This is a genomic window from Pseudomonas sp. ARP3, from assembly GCF_001029595.1.
GTDB lineage: Bacteria > Pseudomonadota > Gammaproteobacteria > Pseudomonadales > Pseudomonadaceae > Aquipseudomonas > Aquipseudomonas rhodesiae.
The window spans coordinates 21,637-41,619 of record NZ_LEKF01000008.1; the positions used below are offsets into that span (position 1 = coordinate 21,637).

Sequence of the window (19,983 nt, forward strand, 5' to 3'; positions counted from 1 at the left end):
ATGCGAGGCCCTTTTTTTTGCGGATTTTTCAGTCTGTCAGCGGGCGTTTATGCCAGATGCAGATGGTTATCCCAAAGCCCGGCCGGCAATTCCAACGGTTTAGCGACCAACTGTTTCTGTCGGCAATCGTAGAAGCGGCAACGGCCCTGGCCCGAGGTGACCACAAACCCATCCGCCACCGCTCCCACGCCCGCGCAGTCGGGCAGTGGGCCGTCCAGGCGCAGCTCACCGCTGTCCATGTCCCAGATAAAGAAGCGATTGCCGCGCGGGGCCGTCAAGGCGACCAAGCGCAGTTCGCTGTGCACGGCTACGCTGGCGGTGTAATGCCCCATGGCTTGCAACTGCGCATCGGCCACCGGAAATGCCACGAACGGTTGGCCGGGACGCTTGATGGCCAACAGTTCGGAGCGCTCCTGGGAAGGGCCCATAAACTGTTGGCCGGTAAGGATCGTGCCATCGCTGGCAATACCCATGTGACGTACGCTATTCATCTGCTGGCTCAGGGTTTCCTTGCTGATCAGCGCGCCGTCGCGACGCATCAGCACCAGGCTCGGCTCCATGGCGTTGAGGTTCATCTCCACGCGGCTTTCCGCTTCGGTGCGGATGCCGCCATTGGCCACCACCAGGGTTTCGCCGTCGGGCATCCACGACACTTGGTGCGGGCCGATGCCATGGGTGGACAGCTCGCCGCTATGCACCAGGCGCTCACCCTCGAACTTGTACACACCGAGCAGGCCGCGGCCGGGGTCGGAGGTATCGTTTTCGGTGGCGTACAGCCACTCGCCACTCTTGTGGATGACCGCGTGGCCATAGAAGTGGCGATTGACGTTTGAGGAGATGGTTTGCAGCAGCGCGCCATCGCGCAGGTCGATCAGGTAGCTCTCGGTGCCCGGACGACGGGCCACAAACAGCGCAATCGGCAGCGTCGGGTGGTTGATGATGTCGTGGCAGCGCTGGCCGACCTGGGTGGCGAACACCCGCGTGCCGTCCAGGCGATAGCCCACGGCGTAGTGCTTGCCGTCCCCATCATCCCGCGCCGACAGCAGCAACGGTCCGTTGTCCTTGTGCTTGAACAGCGTCCAGCCGCCCAGAGTGAGCGCGCTGAGCAGCACGCTGCCAATCGCCAAAGCCTGTCGCCTGAGCATCATCAGTCACCGTCGTTGGCGTTAAAGCCCAGTTGGATCCCCAGCGCCTTGGCCAGCTCACCTTCATGCAGGCGATGCACCACGTTGAGGCTGTCGTAGAGGTCGTTGAGTTGCTGACGCCCGGCGTCGTCGTTCAACAGTTCGTTGAGGCTGCGCTGGTTGCTGGCAAACAGTTTCAGGGACGCGGCATAGGCGGCGTCGATCTTGTCGGCCAAGGCTTTCTGATCCGACGGCAGCAAGCCACGCAAGCCATTATTGTCGACGCCGACCCACACGGTCTGGGCGGCGGCGAGGCTGGCCTCCAGGCTTTGCAGCGACGACTGGCTACGCCAGGCATCGGCCTGGAACGGTTGCGGGATGCCTTTGGTCTGGCGGCCCATGGGCGTGCCGAGTTTTTTCTTCAGGGTGTCCAGCGCGGTCACTTGCACACGCAGCAGATCGGCGATCGCTTCGTGGGAATCGGCATAACGCTGGTTCGGAAACTTGCTCATCTGCGCGAGCATGCCGTCGGTGCTGTTCCAACTGGCCAGGATCTCTTCGGCCAGGGCTTTCTGGCGCTCACCGATGGCCATTAGCAGCGGGCAATAGCGGGCTTTCTGGGCGCTGTCGGCGAGGTCGGTCTTGGCGTCGTAGAGGATGTATTCGTAGGCCGACAGGCCTTGCACAACCACGCTGGCCTTGGCCAGGGCGGCGCCGTCGATCTGCGGCTGGGCTTCCACCAGTTGCTCGACCTGGCGACCCACCAAGTTCTTTTTGTCCGGCCAGAACTGCACTTGCCACGCGCGGTTGCCTTCGGCCAACGGGCCGATCAGCAGCGGTTGCAGCTCGGCCCAGGCTTTTTGTGCGTGCAGGAAATCGGCGCGGGCGGTGTCCAGGCTTTCCTTGCCTTGGCAGTAGGCCAGCGCGCTGACCGCCAATTGGCGATCGGCGTCGACCCAGCGGCTGTAGGTAGGCAGGATCACTTGCTTGGCGATGGCCGCCGAGGTCACGGCTTGCGGGTCCTGGGGCGAACAGGCGCCAAGGGCGAGGGCGGCCAGGCTGGTGAACAACAACTTGGGACGGAACATGTCGAGCTCCCTTCTGTAATTGGGGCGAAGCTTATAAAGAGTTCAGAAACGCCAGCAACGCAGCGCGCTGCTCGGCATTGAAAGACAGCACATGCTGCTGCGCCGCCTGGGCCTCGCCGCCATGCCAGAGCACGGCTTCGAGCAGGTTGCGGGCGCGGCCGTCATGCAGAAACTGGGTATGACCACTCACGGTTTGCGTCAAACCGATGCCCCACAACGGCGGCGTACGCCAGTCGCGGCCACCGGCCTTGAATTCGCTGCGGTTGTCGGCAAGGCCTTCGCCCATGTCGTGCAACAACAAATCGCTGTATGGACGGATGGTTTGATTGGCCAATTCAGGCTCGGCGGCGTCGGCGGCGGTGGTGAACGTCGGCTTGTGACAACCCTGGCAACCGGCCTGATAGAACAGGTTTTTCCCGGCCAGCACCTGCGGTGCGTCGACATCGCGGCGCACCGGCACGGCCAGGTTGCGAGTGTAGAACAGCACCAGGCGCAGAATGTTATCGCTGACTTCCGGCTCGCCGTCGGGGCCATTCCCGTTGGGCGCCTGTTTGCAGGCGACTTGGGCGTCGGTGCAGTCATCGAAAGGTCTCAGGGTGGTGGTGAGGCCCATATCACCAGAGAACGCGTGAACATTTTGTTGATTGAGTGTGGGTTGCCCGGCTTTCCAGCCAAACCGGCCCTGCACGGTTTTCTGCTGGGCGTCGTCCCAGACCCAATTCGGCCGACCGACAATGGCGTCTTTGTCGGCGGTTTTCGGGTCGGTGTTGCGCAGGATATCCGCGTCGCTGATGGCTTCGAGCAGGCCCAGGCCGATCATCGGTGGCGCAATGCGGGCGGAGAAACGCGTGTCGGGGTGCATCGGGCCGTAGCCCAGTTGGGTGATTTGCAGGTTCGGCTTGCGCAGCTCGACCACGGTGCCGTCTTTGAATGTCACCTTGACCGGGGTGTAGTCGACCCGCACCTTGCCTTCCGGCACCACGCCCGGTACGGCCATGTCCTGCAATTGCCCGCCGTACACCGGCTCCGGCACCACGCCGAGTTGTTCGATCAGCTTGGCGTAGGGCGGTGCATCCGGTATCGACAGGCGCACCAGCATGGACACTGCGTTGGGCGCATCGGCCAGCGGCGGGTGCCCGCGACCGTCCTTGATATGGCAGTTCTGGCAGGCATTGGTGTTGAACAGCGGGCCCAGGCCATCACGGGCGGTGGTGGTGGACGGTGCAATCACCCAGGGGCTGCGGAAAAAACTGTTGCCGACGCTGAAGTCCAGGCGGCGCGTGGGTGACAGGTTGGCCGAGGGCAGGGAAAACGCGTTCTGGTCGCCTTTGTTTACCGTCGTCGCACCGCCGGCGCGCGCTTCACCGGGCTCGGCCTGGGTAAAGCGCGGGGCGTTGTCGCACGCAGTCAGGCCCAGGGCCATACATGCGACAGACAGACGAAAAAGCGAACGGAACATCGAGTTTCCTGAACGAATGCGAAAAAGGTGGGCGCAAAGTCTAACAGGGCGGGGCGGATTGAATAAGAGCAATTATCGTTTGATGGACTCACGGTTCATTCCCGCTAGAATGACCGCACATTTTTTTCTGGAGGTGGCCAATGCAGGCTCTCGACGCTTTGCTCAACCGTGTTTCCGTGCCGCGTTTGCTGGAGCCGGCACCGACCCCGGCGCAGCGCGAGGTGCTCTTCGCCGCCGCCATGCGCGCGCCGGACCACGGTCAACTGCGTCCGTGGCGCTTCCTCACCGTTGAAGGCGCGGCGCGTGAGCAAATGGGCACGCTGCTGGCCGAAGCCGCGCGCCTGCAAGACCCCCAAGCCCCGCAGGCCGCCATCGAAAAGGCCCAGAATGGTCCGTTGCGGGCGCCGCTGGTGGTGGTGGTGATCGCGCGTCTGCAGGAGCATTTCAAAGTGCCAAAATCCGAACAACTGCTGGCCGCCGCCTGCGCGGCCCACGGCATTCTGCTGGCGGCTTACGCCCAGGGAATCGGTGCGGTGTGGCGCACTGGTGAATTGTCCTACTCGGCCCACGTCGCCAAGGGCTTGGGGCTGGCGGCGAATGAGGAAGTGATTGGCTTCCTCTATTTGGGCACACCGCAGAACCCGCCGCGTACGGCACCGAAGGAAGATGTGGCGGCGTTTGTGCAGGCTTGGCCCGGTCTTTGAAAGGTGGGGGGGCTTGCCCCCGATAGCGATGTGTCAGCTACAGATGAGTTGACTGACACACTGCAATCGGGGGCAAGCCCCCTCCCACATTGGTCCCGTGGTGTTTGTTAAACCTTGAACTGATCCATTAGTTTCATCTGCTGGCTGGCCAACGCATTGAGCTGGCTGCTGATGGCCGCCGATTCGGTGGCCTGGCCGGTAAGGGTTTCGGTCACGGTGCGGATCGCCGAGACATTGCGGTTGACCTCTTCGGCCACCGCGCTCTGCTGCTCGGCGGCGCTGGCGATTTGCAGGTTCATGTCGCTGATCACCGTAACCGCGTCGCTGATCTTGCCCAGTGCCTGCACGGCCTGATGGATCTGTCCGGCATTGCTCTGGGCCTGGCTTTGGCTGGAATGCATGGTCGCCACCACGCCACGGGTGCCGCTCTGGATGCGTTCGATTACCTGGCGGATTTCCTCCACCGAATCCTGAGTGCGTTTGGCCAGGTTGCGCACTTCGTCGGCCACCACCGCGAATCCGCGTCCGCTTTCCCCGGCGCGCGCTGCTTCGATCGCCGCGTTGAGCGCCAGCAGGTTGGTCTGCTCGGCGATGCTGCGGATCACCTCCAGCACTGAGCCGATCTGCTCGCTGTTGACCGCCAGCGCTTCGACTTCACCCACCGCCTTGCTGACTTCGTCGGCCAAGGTGGTGATGTCGCGGGTGCTCTTCTCGATAATCTGCATGCCTTCACGGGCCGACTGGTCGGCGCCGCGCGCCGCACTGGCGGCGTTGGAGGCGCTGTTGGCGACGTCGTGGGCCGTGGCACTCATCTCGTTGGAGGCGGTGGCCACCTGGTCGATTTCGCGGAACTGCACTTGCATGCCTTCACTGGTCTGGCGAGCAATGGCCGACGATTGATCCGCTGTGCCCCGGGCTTCGGTGATGCTTTGCTTGATCTGTGCAATGGTCGGCTGCAGCTTGTCGAGGAAGCGGTTGAACCAGTTCACCAACTCGCCTAGTTCGTCCTTCTTGGCGTAGGCCAGACGCTGCGTAAGGTCGCCTTCACCGCTGGCGATGTTCTTGAGCATGGCCGCCACGCTGTTGATCGGGCGGGTCACGCCGGTGGCGGTGAGCCAGATCAGCAGAAGGCCCAGCAGGCCGGCAGCGGCCCCTACCAGCAGCGCCTTGATTGTGCCGCTGGCCTGGGCTTCGTCGAGTACCGCTTGGAGCTTGACGTTATCGGCCAGCATCACGCTTTTGGGCAGTTTGATCACTACGCCCCAAGGCTTGGCATCGGGGAGTGGTTTGACCGGGTACACCGCGCGGATGGTGTCGCCCTGTTCGCGGATCATGCGGCTGTCACTTGCCAGCAACTGCACGATCTCCTTGCCTTCTTCACCCAGGGTGTCGATCAAATTCTTGCCGACCCTGGCCGGTTCGCCGCTGTAGGCCGCAATCAGACCGCTGCTGGAGAGAATCTCCAGGTGCGCAGCCCCGTTGAACAGGTCTTTTTGTGCGACGTCGGTGGTTTCCTGCAAGGCGGTCAGCGCAATGTCCACGCCGACGACGCCGATAAGCTTGCCCTCTACAATCAACGGCGATGCGATGGTGGTCATCAGTACCTTTTTGCCACCTACCGTATCTTCATAGGGTTCCAGCAGGCAGGTATTGCGGGTGTCGCGTGGGCACGTGTACCAGATGTTGTAGGGCGTACCGTTGAGGGTGACGGTGGTCTTGTTCAGGTCCTCTTCAACCATGATGGTGTTCAAGCTTTCGCCGCCGGCACGGCTCCAATAACTGGAGAAGCGCCCTTTCTCATTGGAAGCGCGGGCCTTGTCATCAAGGAATTCGCTGTCCTTGCCGTCCAGAGCGTTGGGTTCGAACGACAGCCAGAAACCCAATACTTTGCTGTTGCGATCGAACGTGGTTTTCATGCTCTGATTGAGGTCCTCGCGCAGCGCACCGGCTTCCAGGCCACGTTTGTTGGCCATGATGCGCAGGTCCTTGATCTGGTCGGCCAGTGCGGTCAGCGCCAGCAGGCTGTCGCCGAATGTTTCCTGCAACTGCACCGCCTGTTCGGCCGCCTTGGCCTGCAGCAACTGTTCCACGCCGTCAGTGAGCATGCGTGAGCTTGAGTCACTGACCAGTTGATCATTCTGGTTGGTGTTGTAAATGTTGATGCTGACCACCAGCGCAATCACCCCTAACAGGCAAAGCCCGGACAGCAGCACGATTTTCAAGCGGATAGAGAGGGTGTCGAACATAGGTTCACTCACGAATGGACGTAGTGGTGGGCAAGGCACGGCCAAGTCCATTCAGCGCTATGTCTGCAACATCGGCGCAACGGATCGATTCATGAGCAGAAGGCGATAAGCGGTAGGAAAACAACTACAGCCTTTGTTACGCGGGGGCTGGCAGCCTTTCGGGGCGCGACCAGATCCACAGGTTGCCCAGGCTCATGCCGACGATTGCCAGGTACACCGGCCAGCCATGGTCGAGCATCACCAGCATCAGGATCGCGCACAGCAACATGCTCACGGTGGCGCTGATTTTGGCGCGACGGGCGATGATCTTGCCGTTGCGCCAGTTGAACAGGATAGGTCCGAACAGGCGGTGGTTCTCCAGCCACGCGCTCAGGCGCGGTGAGCTTTTGGTCGCGGCCCAGGCGGCCAGCAGGATGAATTCGGTGGTGGGCAACCCCGGCACCACAATCGCAATCAAGCCGATGCCCAGGCTCACATAAGCCAGCAGGCCGAAGAGGAGCTGGGCGATTTTCGAGGTGGATTGGGTCTGGCGGGTCATGGGATATGCAGATTCGGGAAAAAACAAAGACAAAGGTGGGAGGGGGCTTGGCCCCGATTGCAGTGCATCAGCCAACAAATAGGAAACTGACCCGCCGTCATCGGGGGCAAGCCCCCTCCCACAGTCGATTGCATTTCAAAAGGGGGATCAGGCCAGTTCTGGGGCGCTAGCGTACGCCTGTTCCAGCAAAACGGTGAAGCGTACAAACGCGTCAATCGCGCCTTTTTCCGCTGCCGCTTCTTCTTCGGCGCTCAATTGCAGTGCATCCAGGGTGCGGGTGAAGCTTTTCCAGCCTTCGGCGCGTCCGCCGGCCGGCTCACCCAAATGGCGTGCGCCAAAGGTGTCGCTCAGGCCCAGGCCCACGGCACGCTTGATCAGGAACGCAGCGCCCAGCTTGGAGCCTTCGGACACAAACAACCAGCCCAGGGCTTCGGCCTTGCTTGGGTTTTTCAGTGCGCCCGGGACCGGGGCTGGCACGTCGGTCTCCAGGTCGGCCAGGTCCAGCCTGGCGGCTTCGGCGCGGCAGCGTTCGGCCAGGTCCGGCACCAGCTTGATCAGCTCGGGATCGGTGTACAGCGCCACCAGTTCCGATTGGAACAGGTACTGCGCCACCACGAACCGCGCGAAGTTGGCCTGGGTCTCGAATGGGGCATGGGCCTTGACCAGCGCGTCGAGCTTGGCGTGCGGGGCGTGGGTGATCTGGTTCAGACGCTGGGAGCGCAGGCTTGGGCGTTCTGCGGTAGGGGAAGCGGTCATGAGAAAGTCCTTGAAAGGGGGGGCGCCGGGTTGTTCTTAAAGAGAGTGGTTATCAACTAGACGAACAAGAAGACGCAGCACAGTAAAAAATCCTCACCTCGCCGCTGACATTTCGGCGAAGTGAGGTCGATGCGGTCAGATATCCCAGATCACATTGACGGCAAAGTTGCGGCCGGGCTGGGTCAGACGGTCGAGGTTGGCCGGACCGGTTACAGCCGCTTCGCCGACGCTGTCGTAGCTGCGCACGTCATCCCAGTTCCAGTATTTCTTGTCGGTGAGGTTGTAGACGCCGCCGTTGATGGTCACGTCGTTAGTCACTTTGTAGAAGGCCGTCAGGTCGACCACGCCGAATCCTGGGGTTTTGAACGGGCCGCTGGTATCGCCGTCCGGCGCGTGGAAGGTACTGCTGTCAACGCGGTTCTGTTTTTTCACCAGGGTCCAGCTCAACAGGCCACCGTAGTTGTCCTGGTCATAGCCCAGGCCCAATACGCCCTTAAGCGGGTTGACGCTGTTCAGCGGCTCGCCGTTATCGTCGTTGCGGCCGTAGGCATAGGAAACCGCACCCTGGGTATAGAGGCCTTGCGGGGCGCCGAAAGCATCCAGGTTCAGGCGACCTTTGGCTTCCGCACCTTTGATGGTGGCGCGCTTGATATTGACCGCCTGGAACTGTTCAACCGTGCCCCCGACGACGGCATTGTCTTCGTCGATAAAGTTGCGGTACTTGTTATAAAACAACGCGATTTCAAAAGAGCCCTCGTCGAACTTGCCGCGAATCCCGGTTTCGACGCCTTTGCTGGTTTCTGGCTTGAGGTCGGGGTTCGGTTCGACCGTGTAGCCCAGGTTGAGGTTTTCAAAGCGCCCGTACAGGGCCTTGGCTGACGGTGTACGGAAACCTTCGGCGTATTGGCCGAACCAGGTGTATTGATCGGTCAGTGCGTACGTCAGGCCAAACTTGGGCGTTATACGGTGCCAGGTTTTTTCCTTGTCACTCACCGGGTCCGCGCCGGTCGGGTTGACGGTGTTGAGGAACTCTTGGGTCAACTTGGGCTTGAGCCGGGTGTAGTCGTAGCGCACGGCCGGCAGGAAGGTCCATTTGTCCCAGGCGATCTGGTCCTGGGCGAACAGCGAGTAGGTGTTGATGGTCGGGTCGGGAAAGTCGCTGGACTTCTTCACGCTGTCACTGGCCATCGGGCTGGGCGCGCCGATGGCGGTGCAACCGCTGCCGACGGCCAGGCACGTCGCGCTGCCCTCCCGCGAGCCGGTGACCTTCTGCTGCTTGAGGGTGGTGCCGTAGGTCACTTGGTGATCGGTGGCACCCAGGCTGAATGCTTTGTCCAACTGCGCATCGAAAACCCACTGTTTTTCCTGGTACAGGGTGTCGCGCGTGCGCAGGACGCGACGGCCTGACTGATAGATCTCGGCGGTGGTCTGGTCGGTCTTGGCGATCTGGTAATTGAGGCTGGTCTTGATGCGATCGGCAATGGGCGACTCAAGCGCGAAGCTGTTTTCCAGGCCGAAACGCTCGCGGGTGATGGTGTCGTTGCCTCGACGATCACGGTAGAGGTTGAACCCTCGGCCACCGATGAACGGACCACCCACGGCGTTCTTCAAGTTGACGTCGCGGTCATCCTTGTACTTTTCGTAGGTCAGGCCCAGGCGGTTGTCCTCGCCGTAGTTCCAACCGAGCTTGGCCAGTACGTTGGTGGTGCGTGCGTCTTCCGGGTTGGCGCCGGTGCGGGCCAGGCCGGTGGCGTTGTTGCCGTTGTAGGATTCGGTTTCATGGCCGTTGCGCTGGCTCAGGTGCAGCAAACCGTCGACGTCGCCCACGCGGCCGGCGAAGGTGCCGGAGGTCAGCCAGCTCTCGTCGGCGGAGCTGTAGCCGGTCTTCAGGCGCGCACCGACATCCTGGCCGGGCTTGATGATGTCGTCCGGGTCGAGGGTGAAGTAACTCACGGCACCGCCGATGGCGCTGCTGCCGTACAGGGCGGAGGCCGGGCCGCGCAGGATTTCCACGCGCTTGACGATTTCCGGATCGACGTAGTTGCGGCGCGTCTTGGCGTAGGGGCCGTTGAAGAAGTTGTCCGGCACTTCCACGCCGTCCACCTGGGTGAGGATGCGGTCGCCGTCGATGCCGCGGATGTTGAAACCGGCATTGCCCGAACGGGTGCCGGCGCCGCCCATCGAAACCCCAGGTTCATAGCGGGCCAGGTCGCGAATGGTGTTGACGTTCTGGCGGTCGAGTTCCTCGCGCTCGTGCACGCTGACGGTGCTCGGTACGCTGTCGACGTCCTGGGCGTTGCGGGTGGCGCTGATGGTCACCTGTTGCAGGTTGAGGGTGCTGCCGGCGGCGCGTCTCTCTAGAACAATGTTGTTATTGCCCAGTTTGCGATAGCTCAGGTTGGTCCCCACCAACAGCCGATCCAAGGCTTTTTCCGGCGGCAAAGGGCCGCGTACGCCAGGTGAGGACACGCCCTGGCCGAGTTCCGCCGGCAGGCCCACTTGCCAGCCAGTCACCGCGGTAAAGGCATTGAGGGCCGAGACCAGCGGCTGTTGTTCGATGCTGAATTGATAATTGCCGTGGCTGCGCGGCGCCGGTTCGGCGGCCGTGGCGCTGACGGCGGGTATGCCGGCCAGCAGGATGGCGGCGGTGAGCAAGGACAGAACGGGCGAAGAAGACCGGCGGTTGAAACGAGAGGACATCGAGAGCGCTCCGGGGTACGAATCTTATAGTTGCAAACCTTTCCAAATAGGAATTAGTTGCATTGGCTAAGACGAGACGTACCACCGCCGGCTATCGAGTAAAAATAATTCTCATTTAGTTCAATATCACCAAGGCGGGGTATTCCGAGAGCGTGGCTGAAGTGATGTGGGCCAGTGAGCGCACAACATCCAGAGGTTGGTCGAGGCGGTAATTACCGGTGACGGCCACACTGGCGAGTTGCTCGTTGGTGTTGACGATCCAGCCGGGGTAGTAGCGACGTAGTTCGGCAAGCACCTCGCTCAAAGGGCAGTTTTCGAAAATCAGCCGGCCCCGCACCCAGGCCAGGTCTTTGTTGGCATCCAGCTTGGCCGGCTGGCCGAAGCCCTTGGGGCCGATGCGGATACTTTCCCCGGCGCTCAGGCGCACCCGGGCGTCGTCGAAGGTGTTGCTCAGGTCCACATCGCCGCGTTGCACCTGCACTTGTGCCTCGCCATTGAGGTAGCGCACGGCGAACGCGGTGTCACTTACGCTGGCGCGCACCGGGCCGGCATCGATTTCCAGGGGCAGGCCATGGGTGGCCGCCACGTCGAAAAACGCTTCGCCCTGATAGAGGCGGGCGATGCGCTGGTGGTTCTGAACGCGGCTGGAAAACGCCGAGTTGGTGTTGAGCAACACGTTGGCGCCTTCGTCCAGTTGCAGGCGCTGCCGTTCACCGACCACGGTGAGGTGGTCGGCTTGCAGGCGCATCGGCAGACTGCTGAAGCTGAACAGCCCGATCACCAGCACGGCGGCGGTAGCCAGGGGTTTCCAGTGCGGTTGGATACGGCGCCAGGCGCTCGGTTTGCGCGGCGCGGCCAGGGCCACGGCGGCGCTGTGTACCGGCGCGCCGCCCCAGGCGGCTTGGGCTTTATCGAAGGCGTGAGCATGGGCCGGATCGCGGGCCAGCCAGGCTTGGAACTCAGCCTGCTGGCCGTGCTGCGGGCACTGCAGGGCGATCAGCCAATCGAGGGCCTGGTCCATCGCCGGGTCTTGCAGCACCTCATGCGCCAGCGCTTCGGGGCGCGGGTTATTCGGGTCGGTCACGGGGTTCCTCGGGTCTTCGCCACGTTTTTATTCAATTTTCCTACGGCCTGCGTCGACACTTCTGTGGGATGCAGCTTAAGACTGATCCAGCCGTTCGGCCACACCTACGCAGATGGCCATGATCAATTTCAGTTCCTTCTGCACCGTGCTCAAGGACACACCCAACTGGTCGGCAATCTCCTGATAGCTGCAACCGTGCAGGCGACTGAGGATGAAAATCTGCTGCTGACGCGCGCTCAATTGGCCCAGGCTGACGCTCAGGTGCTCCAGCAGTTGCTCGGCCTGGGTCGCGTCCTCGGGGGTGGTGGTGGGGGCGACGACGCTTTGCAGAATCTGCAGCGGCACGTCTTCTTGCAGGGTGCGGGCCTGGATTTTGCGCGCGCGTAGATGATCCAACGCCAGATTGCGCGCTGTTTGATAGACGAAAGGTTCGAGGTGATCGATCGGCCGCTCGCTCAGGGCCCGGGTCACGCGCAGGTAGGTTTCCTGCAGCAAGTCTTCGGCGGTGCTGTGGTTATGCACCATGCGTTGCAGGGTGCGCAGCAGAATCGCCCGTTGAGTGAGGAAGACGTGGTTGAAGCGAGATTGGCTCACAGTGACACCAGACCGATAGGCAGTTAATGATAATGCTTATCATCAACGCAAATGGCAAGTGGCTATTCCTCTGTTGCTCAATACAAAGCTAATGGGGGAGGGAGCTTGCCCCCTCCCGCACAACCACCATTACTCGGCGTTGCAGAGTGCCAGGCAGTTATCCAGCATACGGTTGGAGAAGCCCCACTCGTTGTCATACCAGGCGAGCACTTTCAGCAATTTACCGCTGACCTTGGTGTGATTGGCGTCAAAGATCGACGACAGCGGGTTGTGGTTGAAGTCACTGGAAACCAGCGGCAGGGTGTTGTAGCCGAGGATCTTGGAGTGCTGGCTGGCGTCCTTGAGCAGCGCGTTGACTTGCTCTGCCGTGGCTTCTTGCTTCAGTTGCACGGTGAGGTCCACCAGGGACACGTTGATCACCGGCACGCGCACGGCCATGCCGGTCAGTTTGCCCGCCAGTTCCGGCAGCACCAGGCCGACCGCTTCGGCAGCGCCGGTCTTGCTTGGGATCATGTTCTGGGTGGCCGAACGCGCGCGGTATGGGTCGGTGTGGTAAACGTCGGTCAGGTTCTGGTCGTTGGTGTAGGCGTGGATCGTGGTCATCAGGCCGCTTTCGATGCCCAGCTCACGGTGCAGCACCTGGGCCACCGGCGCCAGGCAGTTGGTGGTGCACGAAGCGTTGGAGATGATCTGGTGGGATTGGCGCAGAATGTCATGGTTCACGCCGTAGACCACGGTGGCGTCCGCGCCCTTGGCCGGGGCGGAGATGATCACCTTGCGCGCGCCGGCGCTGATATGGGCGGCGGCTTTGGCGCGGTCGGTGAACAGACCGGTGCATTCGAACACCACGTCGATATTCAGCGCGGCCCACGGCAGCTCGGCCGGGTTGCGAATGGCACTGACGGCGATCCGGTCACCGTTGACGGTCAGGCTTTCCTGATCGTGGGCGACCTCTGCATCGAAAGTACCGTGTACGGTATCGAATTTGAGCAAGTGGGCATTGATCGAACTGTCGCCCAGATCATTGATGGCGACGATCTGCAAATCCTGGCGGTAGCCTTGGGTATACAGTGCGCGCAGGACATTGCGGCCGATACGGCCAAAACCATTGATTGCGATACGAAGAGTCATTGGAAAGTGCCTGTCGTCGATTTGTTGTAAGAATTACAAGATTATTCGCATAAAAATAGAAAACAAGCCTTTTTAGTGGCAATATTTTGTTCAATCTACAACGAGTGACCTGAATCAACTGGTCCGATGATCCAAACGACACCCTGCCATCCCATGCGCTGTGGGCGTTTGATCAGCATAGACACTCAGGTCGCCACATCCGTTAGCCTGGAGTTCTACACATGCATCCCCGCGTCCTTGAGGTCACCGAACGGCTTATCGCCCGCAGCCGCGCCACCCGCGAGGCTTACCTTGCGCTCATCCGCGGCGCAGCCAGCGACGGTCCGATGCGCGGTAAGCTGCAATGCGCCAACTTCGCCCATGGCGTGGCCGGTTGCGGCACCGAAGACAAACAGAGCCTGCGCATGATGAATGCCGCCAACGTGGCAATTGTTTCTTCATATAACGACATGCTCTCGGCGCATCAGCCCTACGAACATTTCCCTGAACAAATAAAGAAAGCCCTACGCGAAGTGGGCTCGGTCGGCCAATTCGCTGGCGGCACTCCGGCGATGTGCGATGGTGTGACCCAGGGCGAACCGGGCATGGAGCTGAGCCTGCTCAGTCGTGAAGTTATCGCCATGTCCACGGCGGTGGCGCTGTCCCACAACATGTTCGATGCGGCGCTGATGCTGGGCATCTGCGACAAGATCGTGCCTGGCCTGATGATGGGCGCGCTGCGCTACGGGCATTTGCCGATGATCTTCGTGCCGGGCGGGCCGATGCCGTCGGGCATCTCCAACAAACAGAAAGCCGATGTGCGCCAGCGTTACGCTGAAGGCAAGGCCAGCCGCGAGGAGCTGCTGGAATCGGAGATGCAGTCCTACCACAGCCCCGGCACCTGCACCTTCTACGGCACCGCTAACACCAACCAACTGCTGATGGAAGTGATGGGCCTGCACCTGCCGGGCGCGTCGTTCGTCAACCCGTATACACCGCTGCGCGATGCGTTGACCCGCGAAGCCGCGCACCAGGTCACGCGTCTGACCAAGGCCAACGGCAACTTCACACCGATCGGCGAGATCGTCGACGAAAAATCCATCGTCAACTCCATCGTGGCCCTGAATGCCACCGGCGGCTCCACCAACCACACCCTGCACATGCCGGCCATCGCCATGTCGGCGGGCATCATCCTGACCTGGCAGGACATGGCCGACCTCTCCGAGGTGGTGCCGACCCTGTCCCACGTTTATCCAAACGGCAAAGCCGATATCAACCACTTCCAGGCAGCGGGCGGTATGTCGTTCCTGATCCGTGAACTGCTGGAAGCCGGGCTGTTGCATGAAGACGTCAACACCGTGGCCGGCAAAGGCCTGAGCCGCTACACCCAGGAACCGTTCCTGGTCGACGGCGAGCTGATCTGGCGCGACGGCCCCATCGAAAGCCTCGACGAAGCCATCCTGCGCCCGGTGGCCCGTGCGTTCTCGCCCGAAGGCGGGCTGCGGGTAATGGAAGGCAACCTCGGTCGTGGTGTGATGAAAGTCTCCGCCGTGGCCCTTGAGCACCAGATCGTGGAAGCGCCGGCGGTGGTGTTCCAGGACCAGCAGGACCTGGCCGACGCGTTCAAGGCCGGCGAGTTGGAAAAAGATTTCGTGGCGGTGATGCGCTTCCAGGGCCCGCGTTCCAATGGCATGCCGGAACTGCACAAAATGACGCCGTTCCTTGGCGTGTTGCAGGACCGTGGTTTCAAAGTGGCCTTGGTAACAGACGGGCGTATGTCCGGCGCGTCGGGTAAGATTCCCGCCGCGATCCATGTGAACCCCGAAGCCCAAAGCGGCGGGCCGCTGGCGCGCGTGCGCGATGGCGATATCATTCGCGTGGATGGCGTCAAAGGCACCCTGGAGCTTAAGGTGGACGCCGAAGAATTTGCAGCGCGAGCGCCTGCCACGGGCCTGTTGGGTAATAACGTGGGGGCCGGTCGCGAGCTGTTTGCATTTATGCGCTTGGCCGCAAGCTCCGCAGAGCAGGGCGCCAGCGCCTTTACCTCTGCCCTGGAGACGCTTAAGTGAAGTTAGCGCTGGTCGGTGACATCGGTGGTACCAACGCCCGTTTCGCGTTGTGGCGGGATCAAGCCCTGCATTCGATCCGCGTGCACGCCACGGCGGATCACGACAGCCCTGAGGCGGCCATCCAGGTCTACCTCAAGGAAGAGGGCCTGAGCGTCGGCGACATCGGCGCGGTGTGCCTGTCGGTGGCGGGGCCGGTGAGTGGCGATGAGTTCAAGTTCACCAACAATCACTGGCGCTTGAGCAAGACCGCATTCTGCAAAACGTTGCAGGTGGATGAACTGCTGCTGGTCAACGATTTCTCGGCCATGGCCCTGGGCATGACGCGCCTGCAACCCGACGAATTCCGCGTGGTTTGCGAAGGCACGCCCGAGCCGTTGCGCCCAGCGGTGGTGATCGGCCCAGGCACCGGGCTGGGGGTCGGCACCTTGCTGGACCTTGGCGCCGGCCGGTTCGCGGCGTTGCCAGGGGAGGGCGGCCATGTCGACCTGCCCCTGAGCAGCCCGCGGGAAACCCAGCTGTGGCAGCACATCTACACCGAGATCGGCCATGTCAGCGCCGAAACTGCCTTGAGCGGCGGCGGCTTGCCGCGTCTGTATCGGGCGATTTGTGCGGTGGACGGCCATGTTCCGGTGCTGGACACGCCCGAAGCCATCACGGCGGCGGGCCTGGCCGGCGATCCGATCGCCATGGAAGTATTGGATCAGTTCAGCATCTGGCTGGGTCGTGTGGCCGGTAACAACGTGCTCACCACCGGCGCCCGCGGTGGCGTGTATATCGTGGGCGGGGTGATTCCGAGATTTGCCGACTTCTTTATCCACAGCGGCTTTGCCAAGAGCTTTCGTGACAAAGGCTGCATGAGCGAGTACTTCAACGGTATTCCGGTGTGGCTGGTGACGGCGCCGTATTCCGGCTTGACCGGGGCGGGAGTGGCGTTAGAACAGGCATTTGCTTAGGCAGTGATAGCCACCCACAGCCGTGTGAGAGGGGGCTTGCCCCCGATGAGGCCAGCAACAACACCCCATAACAACAAGGAGGCCCCTCGTGAGCGTTATCAGTAAATCCATTCTCCTGGTCGACGACGACCAGGAAATCCGCGAATTGCTGCAAACCTACCTCAGTCGCGCCGGCTTCCAGGTGCGGGGCGTGGCCGATGGCGCGGGGTTCCGTCAGGCGATGAACGACGCTCCGTGCGATCTGGTGATCCTTGACGTGATGTTGCCGGACGAAGACGGTTTCAGCCTGTGTCGCTGGGTTCGCCAGCACCCGCGCCAGGCGCAGGTGCCGATCATCATGCTCACCGCCAGCTCCGACGAAGCCGACCGCGTTATCGGCCTGGAGCTGGGCGCCGATGACTACATCGGTAAGCCGTTCAGCCCACGTGAGCTGCAAGCGCGGATCAAAGCGCTGTTGCGCCGTTGTCAGTTCGGCCAGGAGCGCAATACTGGCGGCGACGTGGTGGTGTTCGACGAGTGGCGCCTGGACATGATCAGCCACCGCCTGTTTCACGTCGATGGCGAAGAAGTGATTCTGTCCGGCGCCGACTTTGCCCTGCTCAAATTGTTTCTCGATCATCCCCAGGAAATTCTCGACCGCGACACCATCGGCAACGCCACCCGTGGCCGCGACCTGATGCCGCTGGACCGTATCGTCGACATGGCGGTCAGCCGTCTGCGCCAACGCCTGCGCGATACCGAAAAGCCTCCACGGCTGATCCGCACCGTGCGCGGCAGCGGCTATCAACTGGCAGCCAACGTGGTTGCCGGCAATGCCCACTGAACCAGTAGCCGAACGTCGCCGCCGCTTTCCGGTGCCACGCTCGCTATTGGGGCGCATGTTGTTGCTCACGTTGCTGGTGGTGCTGTTCGCCCAGGCGCTGTCCAGCGTGATCTGGGTCTCGCAATTGCGCGCCACCCAGCTCGAAGGCCTGGTCACCAGCGCGCGCAGCCTGGCGCATTCGATGACCGCCAGCGTGAGTTACTTCCGTTCCCTGCCGGTGGCCTACCGCCCATTGGTGCTCGACCAACTGCGCAGCATGGGCGGCACTCGCTTTGTGGTGACCCTCAACGATCGCCCCCTCGACATGCAAGTGCTGCCTGAAACTCCGCGCAAACAAGCGGTGCTGGTAGCGGTGGATGAAGTGTTGCGCCAGACCCTGGGCGCTGATGTGCATATCTCGGTGGAATTCGTCAGCGCCGAAGACCTGCGGATTTTCAACGCGGGCCTCAAGCTCGATGAATTGCCACGGTCCTGGGCCCATTACGCGCTGACCCTGGAGCCGGTGAACCCGCCAGTGCTGGTGACCCAGATCCAACTGGCGCCCGGCGAATGGCTGTATATCGCTTCGCTGCTGCCCGAACCCTACACCAGCCTCGAAGAACAGGGCCTGCCGTCTCAGCAGGTGTGGTTCATCGTGTTGACCAGCGGCCTTCTACTGCTGTTTATCGGTTTGTTGGTGCACTGGCAGAGCCGGCCCCTCAAGCGCCTGGCGCGGGCGGCGCGGGACATGTCCCTGGGCGCCGACGTCGAACCGGTAGCCGAAGGCGGCGGCAGCGAGGTGGTCGAAGTGGGGCGTGCATTCAATGCCATGCGCGAACGCATTAGCCGCTACCTGACCGAGCGCAGCCAGTTGTTCAGTGCAATTTCCCACGACCTGCGCACGCCGATCACACGTCTGCGCCTGCGCGTGGAGCTGCTTGAAGATGAGAACCTGCAAGCCAAGTTCGGTCGCGACCTGGATGAGCTGGAACTGCTGGTCAAGGGTGCGCTGCAATGCGTGAAAGACACCGATATCCACGAGAACATCCAGCCGGTGGACCTCAACCATGTGCTCGAATGCCTGGTGGAGCCCTACGTGGCGCCCAGCGGCAACGGTCGCGTAACCCTGGACGGCATGGCGCTGGCGACGTACCCGGGCAAGCCGCTGGCCCTCAAGCGCTGCATCGGCAACCTGATCGACAACGCGTTGAAGTACGGGCAAAACGCTCATCTGCATATCGAGGACGATGGCGTGCAGTTCATCCTGCATGTGGACGACGAAGGCCCCGGGGTGCCGGAGCAGCGTCTGGAGCAAGTCTTCGAACCGCACTTTCGGCTCGCCGGCCAACAACAGGGCTACGGCCTGGGGTTGGGTATCGCACGCAACATCGCCCACAGCCATGGCGGCGAAGTGAGTTTGCAGAACCTGCGCGAGGGCGGCTTGCGCGTCACCCTGCAACTGCCCCGAACCCTGGACTGATAAGACTATCGGACAAATATGGGAGGGGCGGTGTGACGATTCGACTGGCCCCCGATAGCAGTGGCTCAGTCAGCCCATTCGCCGCCGACGCACTGCTATCGAGCACACCCTCGGCTGCAATGGTTTTCTCTGGTGTATCAGATGCTTTGGCGCAGCCGCGCCAGATCCCGCAGCGGTGGTGCGCCGAACAAGCGGCTGTACTCGCGGCTGAACTGCGATGGGCTTTCATACCCCACCCGATAGCCTGCCGCCGACGCTTCCAACCCTTCGGCGATCATCAGGCGTCGCGCTTCCTGTAAACGCAGCTGCTTCTGGTACTGCAGCGGGCTCATTGCCGTGATCGCCTTGAAGCGATGGTGCAAGGTCGACACGCTCAGGTTCACTTCCTTGGCCAGGTCATCGATGCGCAGGGGTTGCTCATAGTTGCCGTTGAGCCATTTGATCGCCTGGCTGACTCGATGGCTCTGGCTGTTGGCCACGGCAATTTCATACAGCCGATAGCCCTGCGGCCCACGCAGCAAGCGGTAGAGGATCTCCCGATTGATCAACGGCGCGAGCATGGCGATATCTTTGGGCGTGTCCAGCAAACGCGCCAGGCGCAGCACGGCGTCGAGCAGCTGGGTGTCGATGCGGTCCACGTACATCCCGCGGGAGGTCGGGCGCGTGGGCACGCCCATGGGGCCGGCTTCGGCGATCAGGGCGGTCAACTGGGCCGGGTCGATATTGATACGCACCGACAGGTTCGGGTCCTCGGGTGTGGCGTCGATGATCCGCCCGGCCACCGGCATCGCCACCGAGAACACCAAGTAATTGAGGGGGTCGTAGGCGAAGACCTCGTCGGCCAGGCGCACTTCCTTGCTGCCACTGGCGAGGATGCACAGCGCGGGCTCCACCAGCACCGGCGCGAAATCCCGCGGCGTGTTGTGGCGGTTCATGAACAGCGAAGTAATTGCCGTGCCGTAAGAGCCGTCTTCCCAGGTATGCCGATGCACGATGCTGGCGAGTTCGGCACGCTGTTTTTCCATCTCGGCATCGAGGGGCGGGGAGAGGTGGTCGAGCGACGGCATGGGATGTCCTCTGGGCGGTGCTTGGATGGAGCTCAGCTTAGTGGCGGCTATTGAAAAAGTGTTAGGTCGATTCTGCACAATCCTTGCCTGATCCTGCGGCCCGTCGTGAATCAGGCAAGCCCGTTACCGGTCACGGGCCTGTAATACGGCGTTCTTGCTTTGCCTGAAACCGCGGGTCTGCACAGCGGTTTCAGGCTTCTCGCAGGATT

General features: G+C 62.0%; 16 protein-coding genes and 1 pseudogene. 5 read left to right on the top strand and 12 right to left on the bottom strand.

Going from position 1 to position 19,983, the window contains the following annotated elements; genetic code table 11:
- Positions 1 to 47: 47 nt before the first annotated feature.
- From ABX75_RS11475 to ABX75_RS11485, 3 genes are read right to left on the bottom strand one after another with little or no spacing between them, the layout of a single operon-like run.
- Positions 48 to 1,145: a DUF1513 domain-containing protein gene (locus ABX75_RS11475; RefSeq protein ID WP_047881964.1), complete on the bottom strand. Its 1,098-nt coding sequence runs from the start codon at positions 1,143 to 1,145 to the stop codon at positions 48 to 50.
- Positions 1,146 to 1,147: 2 nt separating this feature from the next.
- Positions 1,148 to 2,212 carry an imelysin family protein gene (locus tag ABX75_RS11480; RefSeq protein WP_047881965.1) on the bottom strand — a complete coding sequence of 355 codons (1,065 nt, stop codon included), beginning with the start codon at positions 2,210 to 2,212 and terminating at the stop codon, positions 1,148 to 1,150.
- A 31-nt stretch (positions 2,213 to 2,243) separates the two neighbouring features.
- Positions 2,244 to 3,671, bottom strand: a complete 1,428-nt coding sequence (locus ABX75_RS11485) for a di-heme oxidoredictase family protein (RefSeq protein ID WP_047881966.1) — start codon at positions 3,669 to 3,671, stop codon at positions 2,244 to 2,246.
- A 140-nt stretch (positions 3,672 to 3,811) separates the two neighbouring features.
- Here ABX75_RS11485 and ABX75_RS11490 point away from each other — a divergent pair, with 140 nt between their 5' ends.
- The gene (locus tag ABX75_RS11490) at positions 3,812 to 4,375 is read left to right on the top strand and encodes a nitroreductase family protein (RefSeq protein ID WP_047881967.1); all 564 of its coding nucleotides are present in this window, start codon (positions 3,812 to 3,814) and stop codon (positions 4,373 to 4,375) included.
- Positions 4,376 to 4,482: 107 nt separating this feature from the next.
- On the opposite strand, the gene ABX75_RS29965 is transcribed toward ABX75_RS11490, so the two are convergent.
- The 8 genes and pseudogenes from ABX75_RS29965 to gap form a co-directional block, all read right to left on the bottom strand.
- A complete protein-coding gene (locus ABX75_RS29965; RefSeq protein ID WP_371263988.1) occupies positions 4,483 to 5,238 on the bottom strand; it encodes a methyl-accepting chemotaxis protein in 756 nt (251 codons plus the stop codon).
- A 150-nt stretch (positions 5,239 to 5,388) separates the two neighbouring features.
- Positions 5,389 to 6,672 (bottom strand): annotated as a pseudogene (locus ABX75_RS29970) (cache domain-containing protein); the annotation flags it as partial.
- An 85-nt stretch (positions 6,673 to 6,757) separates the two neighbouring features.
- Positions 6,758 to 7,159: a YbaN family protein gene (locus ABX75_RS11500; RefSeq protein ID WP_034100274.1), complete on the bottom strand. Its 402-nt coding sequence runs from the start codon at positions 7,157 to 7,159 to the stop codon at positions 6,758 to 6,760.
- Positions 7,160 to 7,306: 147 nt separating this feature from the next.
- Entirely contained in the window at positions 7,307 to 7,915 is a 609-nt protein-coding gene (locus ABX75_RS11505; protein ID WP_034100272.1) for a biliverdin-producing heme oxygenase, read from the bottom strand.
- Between the two features lie 135 nt (positions 7,916 to 8,050).
- Entirely contained in the window at positions 8,051 to 10,615 is a 2,565-nt protein-coding gene (locus tag ABX75_RS11510) for a TonB-dependent receptor (protein WP_047881968.1), read from the bottom strand.
- A gap of 115 nt (positions 10,616 to 10,730) precedes the next feature.
- Positions 10,731 to 11,699, bottom strand: a complete 969-nt coding sequence (locus ABX75_RS11515) for a FecR domain-containing protein (RefSeq protein WP_047881969.1) — start codon at positions 11,697 to 11,699, stop codon at positions 10,731 to 10,733.
- Positions 11,700 to 11,774: 75 nt separating this feature from the next.
- Positions 11,775 to 12,293: an RNA polymerase sigma factor gene (locus tag ABX75_RS11520; protein ID WP_034100266.1), complete on the bottom strand. Its 519-nt coding sequence runs from the start codon at positions 12,291 to 12,293 to the stop codon at positions 11,775 to 11,777.
- 129 nt (positions 12,294 to 12,422) lie between these two features.
- On the bottom strand, positions 12,423 to 13,424 hold the full coding sequence (gene gap, locus ABX75_RS11525; RefSeq protein ID WP_034114997.1) for a type I glyceraldehyde-3-phosphate dehydrogenase: 1,002 nt from the start codon (positions 13,422 to 13,424) through the stop codon (positions 12,423 to 12,425).
- 221 nt (positions 13,425 to 13,645) lie between these two features.
- Here gap and edd point away from each other — a divergent pair, with 221 nt between their 5' ends.
- The 4 genes from edd to ABX75_RS11545 all read left to right on the top strand — a co-directional run bounded on the left by edd (position 13,646) and on the right by ABX75_RS11545 (position 18,707).
- Positions 13,646 to 15,472 carry a phosphogluconate dehydratase gene (gene edd, locus ABX75_RS11530; protein ID WP_034100262.1) on the top strand — a complete coding sequence of 609 codons (1,827 nt, stop codon included), beginning with the start codon at positions 13,646 to 13,648 and terminating at the stop codon, positions 15,470 to 15,472.
- Positions 15,469 to 16,425 (top strand): glucokinase, encoded by a 957-nt coding sequence (locus ABX75_RS11535; RefSeq protein ID WP_034139160.1) that lies wholly within the window; start codon positions 15,469 to 15,471, stop codon positions 16,423 to 16,425. The genes edd and ABX75_RS11535 overlap by 4 nt, the downstream gene beginning before the upstream one ends.
- Positions 16,426 to 16,513: 88 nt before the next feature.
- Entirely contained in the window at positions 16,514 to 17,248 is a 735-nt protein-coding gene (locus ABX75_RS11540; protein WP_034100258.1) for a response regulator, read from the top strand.
- Complete coding sequence (locus ABX75_RS11545; RefSeq protein ID WP_034100255.1) at positions 17,238 to 18,707, top strand: ATP-binding protein; 1,470 nt, start codon at positions 17,238 to 17,240, stop codon at positions 18,705 to 18,707. Before ABX75_RS11540 ends, ABX75_RS11545 begins: the two co-directional genes overlap by 11 nt.
- Before the next feature lie 137 nt (positions 18,708 to 18,844).
- Here ABX75_RS11545 and ABX75_RS11550 read toward each other — a convergent pair whose 3' ends face one another.
- On the bottom strand, positions 18,845 to 19,774 hold the full coding sequence (locus ABX75_RS11550) for an AraC family transcriptional regulator (RefSeq protein ID WP_034114996.1): 930 nt from the start codon (positions 19,772 to 19,774) through the stop codon (positions 18,845 to 18,847).
- Positions 19,775 to 19,983 lie beyond the last annotated feature (209 nt).